General features: G+C 44.0%; 7 protein-coding genes and 2 tRNA genes. 5 read left to right on the top strand and 4 right to left on the bottom strand.

From position 1 onward, the window contains the following. Positions 1 to 156 precede the first annotated feature (156 nt). Positions 157 to 229: transfer RNA gene (locus IM450_RS06640), tRNA-Arg, on the bottom strand. Positions 230 to 285: 56 nt separating this feature from the next. Then, positions 286 to 1,425, bottom strand: a complete 1,140-nt coding sequence (locus IM450_RS06635) for a ferrochelatase (protein ID WP_287671192.1) — start codon at positions 1,423 to 1,425, stop codon at positions 286 to 288. A gap of 198 nt (positions 1,426 to 1,623) precedes the next feature. On the opposite strand from IM450_RS06635, the gene IM450_RS06630 reads away from it, so the two are divergent. Continuing rightward, positions 1,624 to 2,382 (top strand): LmeA family phospholipid-binding protein, encoded by a 759-nt coding sequence (locus IM450_RS06630; protein WP_002800349.1) that lies wholly within the window; start codon positions 1,624 to 1,626, stop codon positions 2,380 to 2,382. Between the two features lie 16 nt (positions 2,383 to 2,398). On the opposite strand, the gene yidD is transcribed toward IM450_RS06630, so the two are convergent. Next, entirely contained in the window at positions 2,399 to 2,629 is a 231-nt protein-coding gene (gene yidD / locus IM450_RS06625) for a membrane protein insertion efficiency factor YidD (protein WP_004162269.1), read from the bottom strand. Between the two features lie 55 nt (positions 2,630 to 2,684). On the opposite strand from yidD, the gene IM450_RS06620 reads away from it, so the two are divergent. The 4 genes from IM450_RS06620 (at position 2,685) to tsaB (ending at position 5,173) form a co-directional block, all read left to right on the top strand. Continuing rightward, positions 2,685 to 3,371, top strand: a complete 687-nt coding sequence (locus tag IM450_RS06620; protein ID WP_002800351.1) for a diacylglycerol/polyprenol kinase family protein — start codon at positions 2,685 to 2,687, stop codon at positions 3,369 to 3,371. A 162-nt stretch (positions 3,372 to 3,533) separates the two neighbouring features. After that, positions 3,534 to 4,406 carry an aldose epimerase family protein gene (locus tag IM450_RS06615; RefSeq protein ID WP_149976517.1) on the top strand — a complete coding sequence of 291 codons (873 nt, stop codon included), beginning with the start codon at positions 3,534 to 3,536 and terminating at the stop codon, positions 4,404 to 4,406. A 63-nt stretch (positions 4,407 to 4,469) separates the two neighbouring features. After that, positions 4,470 to 4,541, top strand: a tRNA-Lys gene (locus IM450_RS06610). Between the two features lie 29 nt (positions 4,542 to 4,570). Further along, positions 4,571 to 5,173 carry a tRNA (adenosine(37)-N6)-threonylcarbamoyltransferase complex dimerization subunit type 1 TsaB gene (gene tsaB, locus IM450_RS06605; protein WP_287671188.1) on the top strand — a complete coding sequence of 201 codons (603 nt, stop codon included), beginning with the start codon at positions 4,571 to 4,573 and terminating at the stop codon, positions 5,171 to 5,173. On the opposite strand, the gene IM450_RS06600 is transcribed toward tsaB, so the two are convergent. Next, entirely contained in the window at positions 5,174 to 6,829 is a 1,656-nt protein-coding gene (locus IM450_RS06600; protein ID WP_287671186.1) for a choice-of-anchor I family protein, read from the bottom strand. Positions 6,830 to 7,044 lie beyond the last annotated feature (215 nt).

The raw sequence follows: 7,044 nt of genomic DNA, 5'->3' as shown, positions 1-7,044 counted from the left end.
AGGCATGGGAGTGATCAGGGGGAAAATTGAGGTACTTTTTCCCTGAAAATTAGGTAGTTGACCACCTGAAAATCGGTAAAACCCTACACCCCACACCCCACACCCCACACCCTACCCCCAGGAAAAACTTTTTCAGCAGATCCTACTTAACAATAACGGGTACGGTAGGGATCGAACCTACAACCGTCCGCTTAGAAGGCGGATGCTCTATCCATTGAGCTACGTACCCAGGAAAGCACAATTATAGATTATACTTCCAAAAGTGACAAGTGGTAGGACTGATTTTCAATGATGATGGTGATGTCCGTGGTGATGATGGTGGTCGGAATGAATGTGAGGAATTGTTACAGAACTATTGACAGATAAAGCCTCTTGTGATAGTAAAGCTTCGATATGTTCCTCGGCCCAATCGGCGACCATCCGGCAAAATTCGGGATTATCGTTGACACAAGCCATCTGCACATAATTAACTTGGTCGTGTTTGCGGCGTAAAGCTTCGATAATATGCTCCACATCCAGTAAAGTTTCGTGATTTTCCGTAGCAAAGCCAATCGGCATGAAAATTAAAGCTTTGGCCCCCAATTCAATTAAATTCTTTGCCGCTAACTCTGCATTCGGTTGCGTCCATTTAATTAAGGGGGTTTGGTGATTTAACCAACCCACCGAAATCAAGGGATAACGATAGATTAATTTTTCCCGGACTAACTCGTATAAAGCTTGACTTTCATCGATTCCCGACGTAAATCCCTTAGCTTCGTGGGGACAACCGTGATTCATTAAAATAATGCCAATTTGCGAGGGAAGACAGCTACTAGCTACCTCGGCCGCGATTTTTTCCTCCACTAACCGCGCCATTAAATCTATATAAGCGGGTTGGTTATAAAACGAGGGAATATAGCGCAATCCTTTAACCCAATGTTCCCCCGTTTGTCCTTGAGCTAAAGCTTTGTTAACTTGTTCGATCGCAATGCCACTGGTAAAGATAGAATCAACCACGAGGAGAGGATAGATCAAAATTTTCTCAAATCCCCGCTCGCGGATTTCCGTTAATACTTGTGCCGGTAAAAAAGGCGCGCAGAAGTTAAACGCTTTGAATACCTCCACCCGATTACCCCATTTTGCCTGTAAATTGCGCTCGATTTCCTGTCTTTGATGCTCGAAAATGTGGTTATGGGGGGAAATAAAGTGATTATGCTGGTGCTGCCATTCGTGCAGGTCAAATATAGCCAATAATTTCGCTAGGGGAGGATAAACCCAAGTCGGTACGGGAGCAAACTTAGCCGTCAGCAGATTTAAGGCCTGTTCATTATAGTTGGCGAAGTCCTCGTAACTCTCCACTTCCCCGTATCCCATCAATAATACCGCCACTCGATCGCTGTGGTTGTGGGTAGCGGCTAACGGTTGTTGATCTGAAATGGCAACCACGTTTTTAACCCCGATTTTTTAAGTGAAAAACGCTATATCACTGGGATAGTAGCGTTTTTCCATCCTATCCCCTCGCACGCGATAGACCGCTAAAAATTTATAACCTCTACAGAATCATACAGATTGCTTATCATCCTGATTAATAAAACGATATGTAAAGAAACTTTAAATAATGTTAAGATCGTTGCAGTCCCACCTATGAGAGATATGACAGCAGGCGTGTTTGGTAGCTTACCTTTTTCCAATCAGAGCGGCGATCAACTCATCAGTAAAGTGGTGAGTGCTGCAATCGCTGCATTATTCAAACGCACAGGCAAGCTGACAGCGACTGTCCGCGCCGAACCCGTAGCCAAATTACTGCAAGGCAGTATCGACGGTTTTGACTTTATCGGTCAGTCAATGCTCATGTACAATGGCCTACGCATCGAGGCCATGGAATTGTATGTGCAGGCGGTGGCGATCGATTTTAGTGCCATTTTTACCGGACAGGTGAAACTCCGTCAACCGACGCGGGCCACTTTGCGGGTAGTTTTAACGGAAGAAGACTTAACCACCTCTTTTAATACACCTTTTATTGTCGAAAAACTGCAAAGATTAGAGTACGAAGGTAAATCAATTCACTGTCAGAATACGGAATTAATTCTCAATGACGACAAAACTTTAACTCTGAAAAGTCTAATTAAATTAGGAGAAGAAGAACCAATTCTTCTAGAAATGACCACTGCTGTGGTTGTGGAAGAAAGGCGAAAAATTCAATTTGTCGAGGTGGTTTATCAAGGCGACGAAAGATCGAAAGCTTTAGGAGAAGCTTTAATCAGCCACGTTAACAACCTTATGGATTTAGATAAATTTGCCCTCGATGGTACTCAATTAAGAGTCGATCGACTACGTTTAAAAGATAAACAGATTATCTTTTATGGTATCGCCGATATCGAGCGTTTTCCCCAAAGAAAATAGGCAGTATTTTTGCCTTTTAATCGTGCTTGTGGTGACAGGGAGGCACGGGATCGTAACCTCCGGGGTGAAAGGGATGACAACGGAGAATACGCTTAATTGCCAACCAAGAACCGCGCAGCACACCAAAGCGATCGATCGCTTCCATGGCATACTGGGAACAGGTGGGTTGAAAACGACAGGAAGGGGGAAATAGCGGCGAAATAAACCGTCGATATCCCTCAATTAAGCCAATAAAAATTCCTTTCAACAATGTCACCTCGATCACCTAAACTAAATAGATAGTCAATTTTCGCTTTTGCCACGTGGAACTATCCCACTCTCTCCTATTTTCGATCGGTTTAGTCGCCTGTTACCTAGCTGTTCTGATTCTGATCGCTGAAAAATTAAAAAGTCTTTTCAGCACCAATGGCGAAATTACCCGCAAGGTTGTCCACATTGGCACGGGAAACGTCATCCTTTTTGCCTGGTGGTTAAATATCCCCGCTTGGGTGGGAATAAGCGCGGCGATCCTAGCGGCAACTATCGCTATCCTATCCTATTTTTTCCCCATTTTACCCAGTCTTAATAGTGTCGGTCGCCGCAGTTGGGGAACTTTTTTTTATGCTGTTAGTATCGGTGTTCTCGTGGGTTATTTTTGGCCAATTTCTCACCCCGAATATGCGGCAATGGGTATTTTAATTATGGCTTTGGGAGACGGATTTGCGGCCCTAGTCGGACAAAATTTTGGTCAACATCCCTACAAAATTTTCGGCAGTGGCAAAAGTCTGGAGGGTTCCCTGACTATGTTAGTAATCAGCTTTTTAGTCAGCTTGATTATTTTATCTTTTATTAATGGCATAAATCCGCCAATTATTCTAGTATCTTTATTGACAGCGATCGGAGCTACTATTCTAGAAACTTTCTCGAAACTAGGTATAGATAATCTCACTGTACCGGTTGGTAGTGCCGCCATTGCCTATTTTCTTACCCAAATTTTCATCTCAAGCTAGGCTATCTCAGCTTATTCACAAGGGCCGAATCTAAAACCTCATTGGTTAAGCTAAGTAGGGAGGCACAATTATTTGTTAGGATGGGTTAGTGGTAGCGTAACATGAGCGGGTGTTGGGTTTCATGCTTCAACCCAACCTACGTTCTGATAACTGATAACTGATATGACTTTTACGATCACTCAAAACCAAAATCAATATCTTACCTATTGTCTCAAGGATGAAGAAGCTGACGCTTATCTGGAAGTGGTTCCCGCTAGGGGAGGAATCATCACCCGTTGGCAAATTTGCGGAGAAGATATTTTATATCTGGACACAGAAAGATTCAAAGATCCTAACCTCAGTGTGCGCGGAGGAGTCCCGATTTTATTCCCTATCTGTGGCAACTTACCCGATAATAGCTATCAACACCAAGGCCGAAACTACACCCTCAAACAACACGGATTTGCTCGTGATTTACCCTGGCAAGTGAGCAAACAAAGCAGCGAAACCGCCGCTAGTTTAACCCTAGAATTAAACAGTAATCCGGCCACTCGTCAAGTCTATCCCTTTGATTTTCAATTAATCTTTACCTATCAACTGCAAGGAAACAGCCTCAAAATTCACCAAAAAGTGATTAATCTTTCTCCCGAAAGAATGCCCTTTTCTATCGGGTTCCATCCCTATTTTCAAGTCACCGATAAAACCCGATTATCCTTTGATATTCCCTCCTCTCAATACCTCGACCAACGCACGAAAACCCTCCATTCCTACTCCGGCAACTTTGACTTTAATCTCGAAGAAATTGATGCCGCTTTTCCGCAAATTACGCGCCATCAAAGTAGTTTTAGTGATTCCTATCATCAGCGTCAAATTGTCCTCGGTTACGACGATCTCTATACGACTCTAGTTTTTTGGACCCTGAAAGATAAAAATTATATCTGTCTCGAACCCTGGAGCGCCCCCCGCAACGCCCTCAACACAGGCGAACATTTGACCTACCTAGAACCCCAGAGTAGCCGCGAGGCGATCGTGGAAATGCGAGTCAATCAAATTTAAATTACCCCTTGACTTAGCCCCGATCAGATGTTATATTGATAAATCGTGTGCAGAACACGAAACGGGTCGCTAGCTCAGCGGTAGAGCACTCGGCTTTTAACCGATTGGTCTTGGGTTCGAATCCCAGGCGACCCATAAAAACTTACTAATACAGAAAGATTGACTTGTCTTCCCCTGTTTACGGATTAGCCTTACATACCAGCAGTCCCCAACTAGGACTAGCCATCTCTAATTTCAGCGATGATAGTCGTCAACAAACTTGGGACTTAGACAGGGATTTATCGAACCTATTCCACCCCTATCTAAAACAGTTCCTGGCTCCGCAAAAATGGGCTGATTTAGCCTTTCTAGCCACCGCTAAGGGGCCGGGGAGCTTTACCAGTACCCGCATCGGTATAGTCACCGGTAGAACCCTAGCACAACAATTACAGCTACCGATTTTTACCGTCTCCAGTTTAGCGGCCTTTGCTTGGTCACAACGGGATTTTTACCCCGTCGATACCCATCTAGCCTTAGAAATGCCCGCAACTAGGGGACAATTGTATGTGGGCATCTATCGGGGTAATCGGGTTTATTTAGCTGATAGCCTGATGACTCCGGAACAATGGCAGCAGACTTTAGAAAACTTAACTATTTCCTATCAAAGATTAGCTACACCCAACTATTTAGGCATAAATGCCCCCGATATCCTCGATTTAGCCTATTTGGACTGGCAAACGGGAAAACGCCCCCATTGGTCCGAGGCGCTACCATTTTACGCGATGTGATTAGCAATTGCCTCTTTTTTTCAAACCATAACCAGCTAATCCGAGGGTTACTAATCCTAAAACTGCGCTAGGTTCTGGGACAGGTTTGACGGAATAAATCGCCACATTACGACTCACTTCATTGGCAACAATTAACAGGGGAGTACCATTAGGACTATCGGCAGCGGGGATAAATAATAATCCTTCGGGAGAGATATCGCCTAATTGCGAATCGTTGATATAATTGGTGAACAAAGGATTACTAGGGTTGGTGATATCATAAACCATGAAACCGCCAGCCCTTTCTATTCCCACAAAACTATAGAGACGATTCCTCACGCTTCCTACTGCTAAACCTTCCGGTTCCGGCCCACGGTTATCGCTACGACTATCGAAACTGCTAGGAGTGCCATCGGAATTAAAGATACTAGGAGTTAGGGGAGTTGCCGAAAAAGTCGCTAAAATTTGTTCAAAATCATCGCCACTATCGAAGACTTGGGACAGTCCATTAGTGACATTCCAAATCGAAAAAGAACGACCACCATAGGCAAAAAGTTGGCTATATTGACCTTGGCCATTGAGTCCGTCAATGCTAGAAACATCTAAACGTCCGAGATTTTGGGTTAATTTCAATGTGGCCGCATTAGGGAAAGCATTGGGGTCTAAAGTTAGAGTAGAAACTCGTCGAGCCTCATTTCTAGTATCCCCTTCATTGGCAGAAATTAAATAGGTTTGTCCGGCGATGGTAACGGTGGCGATCGTATCCGGTTGATATAAGCCAAAAACCGGCCAATTATTAATTCTGACTGCTGGGGAATTAGTCGCTCCTCCAAATACTACCCCATCTTGATCGCTAGGATCCAAACCATTACCCGGTGCGTTAAAATTTTTGGCTCCTAGGGGTAAAATACTGGTGACTTGAGCGTTAACAATATTGACTATTGCAATAGCATTATTTTCCTGTAGAGACACCCATGCAGTGGTTCCATCGTCGGAAACGGTGATGTATTCCGGTTCCACATCTTGGGAAACCGTTTGACCGGGAAAAATACGGACTCCCTGACTTCTGAAAGTGTTCTCTTGACCATTAAAACTGGTAAAGGTAGCAGTGTTGACCGTGGGATTGAGAACACCAGCACTAAGATCAATAATACTAACGGAACCATCGGGATTGACACCATTAGCTGGTTCCCCCTCGTTAGCGACCAAAACCCGATTACCGTCAGGAGTAAAGGTTAACATATCTGGTAAAGCGCCCACAGTAACCTGACTCTGAAAGACACCATTAGTATCGAAAAATACTACACTGCCGTTATTGGTAATCGGATTAGCTTCCATGGCCAGGGCCACGATACCATTTTTGATGGCAACGCTGTTAACCCCCGCACCGTAGGAGCTAAGATCGAGCGATGATAAGGTAATAGGACTAGCGGGATTACTGATATCGGCAATATCTAGACGATTATTGGGACCGGTCAGGAATAATCTGCGACTAGAGGGGTCATAAGCGGGAATTTCTGCCCCGAAGTTATTAGCAGCAGTTGTACTATTGCCAAGACTGCTCAATCGGGTGATATTTAAAGCTGAGGCCGATTCGGTAACGATGTTGATACTGCCAGCAATTGACAGCAAGGTTAATAAAAATTTCCAATGGTGACGATAGATAGCATGAATCATATTTTTAGCTGAAAACCTGCAAAAAAAGGGCTAAACAATCGCATTTTTTCAGACCCAAGTTAAAGGAAGATTAAACAGGAGAGAAATTAAGGATATCTTCAAAATTTGGCCGAGAACAGTAAAAGCGAACTAGGAAAACGGGTTACTCGCTCGATTTTTAGTTGAACGGCTCATTTACCGGAGTGATAACATGGATTAGTATAAGCTCGATCAAT

The sequence above is a fragment of the Microcystis sp. M083S1 genome (assembly GCF_020246405.1).
Taxonomy (GTDB): Bacteria; Cyanobacteriota; Cyanobacteriia; order Cyanobacteriales; family Microcystaceae; genus Microcystis; species Microcystis aeruginosa_C.
This window is presented reverse-complemented; position numbering and strand designations above follow the sequence as displayed.

What these genes read in the sequence shown, in the direction of transcription:
- IM450_RS06630 (WP_002800349.1), top strand. Translation starts at nt 1,624, where the DNA reads ATGAGAGATATGACAGCAGGCGTGTTTGGTAGCTTACCTTTTTCCAAT.
- IM450_RS06615 (WP_149976517.1), top strand. Translation starts at nt 3,534, where the DNA reads ATGACTTTTACGATCACTCAAAACCAAAATCAATATCTTACCTATTGT.
- IM450_RS06600 (WP_287671186.1), bottom strand. Translation starts at nt 6,829, where the DNA reads ATGATTCATGCTATCTATCGTCACCATTGGAAATTTTTATTAACCTTG.